1 pseudogene is annotated in these 1,937 nt (G+C 79.1%); it reads right to left on the bottom strand.

Features of this window, described 5'->3' with window-relative positions:
- A pseudogene (locus AB0F10_RS45425) lies at positions 1–1,937 on the bottom strand (hypothetical protein); the annotation flags it as partial.

The raw sequence follows: 1,937 nt of genomic DNA, 5'->3' as shown, positions 1-1,937 counted from the left end.
CCAGCACGGCGACGACCGGCGCGACGGCCCACACCGCCGCCCGCACGCCCCGCGCCGAGCGCACCGCGACGGCGACCGCCACGGCGAACACCGCGAGCGCGGCCACGTCGGCGACCGCCACCGCGCCGACGCCGGTGCCGCCCGGCACGCCGGTCCACACCCGGTCCAGCCACCCGTACGGGCGCACGAGCACGGCGAACAGGCTCGGCGCGGTCGTCCCGAACAGCACGAGGCCGAGCGGCAGCGCGGCGAGGCCGGCCCAGATCGTCACCACGAAGCTCAGCGCGACGAGCAGCAGCCCGCACGCCGCGTAGATCGCCGGCGAGTCGCCCGAGGCCAGCGCCCACGCGGGCGCCGACACGACACCGATCAGGACCGCCGCCAGCGCGTACGCCCGGTAGCCCCGGCCGATCAGCTGCGCCGCACCGGTCAGCAGCGCCACGACGGCGAGGGCCGCCCGGCTCTGCGCCGTGGCCGGCAGGGACAGCGCCGCCGCGCCGGTCCAGGCCGCCGCCGGCAGGGCGAGCAGCCCGGCGGTGAGCGCCACTCCCCCGAGCGGGCCCGGCGCCCGCCGCGCGGCGGCCGCGGTGCCGGCGCCGAGGGCGGCGACCGCGACCAGGGTCGCGCAGGCGACGCCCGGGCTCCCGAGGGCGACCACCACCGCATGGACCGTGAAACCGGCCGCGACCGTGGCGGGCCAGACCGGCGGTATGCCGCCGGCAACCGCCCGGAGGTGGCCGCCGCCGCGCAGCGCCAGGACCAGCGCCGCCGCGACGACGATCAGGTCGAGTACGGGCGCGGCCCACCAGGCCAGGCCGAGCGCGGTCGGTGCCGCGAAGGCCGCCAGCGCCGCGCCGCCGAGCAGCACCTGCGGCTGCAGGACCCGCGGGACCAGCACCACCAGGGCCGCGGCGACCAACGCGATCACGGCGAGCACGCGCCAGTCGTAGCCGCCCGCGACCGTCACCCCGGCGACGACGACCGCCGACGCGGCCGCGACCACCAGCGCGCCGGCCCACGGCCCCCGGCGCACCGGCTCCGGCAGCACCCGGTTGACCGCCGTGACCAGGACCGCCACCGTCGCGACGACCGCGGCGATCAGCACCGGGGCGAGGAAGCTGCCGCCGGCGACCGCCGCGAACCGGCCGGCGGCGAGCGCCAGGGCGACCACGAACAGGCCGCCGGTGATCGCCTGAGCCGGCCGGACCCGGGCCAGGACCGCCGCCGCCACCGCCAGCCCGGCGCCGGCGACCAGCGCGAGGGCGGCGAGCGCGGCGTCCACTGTGGTTTCGGCGGCGGCCAGCGCACCCAGCGCCGACAGGACCGCGCCGACGACCGCGGCACCGCCGAGCCCGTACGCCGTGACGCCCAGCGCGCTCAGCGCCGACCGTCGCAGGTGGATCACGGCGAGGTCGAGGACGGCGACGCCGATGAGCGCGTACGCCCAGCCGGCCGCGTCCGGGTGGAACGGCGCCGCGAGCAGCGGCAGCACCGGCTGGGCCACGATCAGCGCAGCGAAGCGCGGGCCGGTCAGCCCGGTCAGGTGCTCGTACCCGGCGGCGACCGCGGCGGTGACGGCGCAGACCGCACCGGCGTACCCGAACGCCGAGTGGTCCGCGACGCCGAACAGGTTCACATACCAGGCCGCGTACCCGTCGAGCAGGACCAGCAGCAGCCCGACCGCCGCGAAGGTCTCGGCCGTCGCGCGCAGGTTGCGCCGCAGCGCGGCCAGCGGCACCGCCAGCGCCGCGACGGTGAAGCCGGCGAGCAGCAGCGCGCGGCCGCCGACGCCGAACTGCGCCCAGGCGACCGCGGTGAAGACGATCGCCGCGACGCCGAGCAGCAGGCCGCCGAGCAGGAACAGCACGTTCTGCACCAGCCTGGTCGACGCCTCCCGGGTGCGCGGCGCCGGGGCAACCGGCGGCGGTCCCGCCTTC

Origin of the sequence: Actinoplanes sp. NPDC026623, from assembly GCF_040638275.1 — a bacterium.
Taxonomy (GTDB): domain Bacteria; phylum Actinomycetota; class Actinomycetes; order Mycobacteriales; family Micromonosporaceae; genus Actinoplanes.
This window is presented reverse-complemented; position numbering and strand designations above follow the sequence as displayed.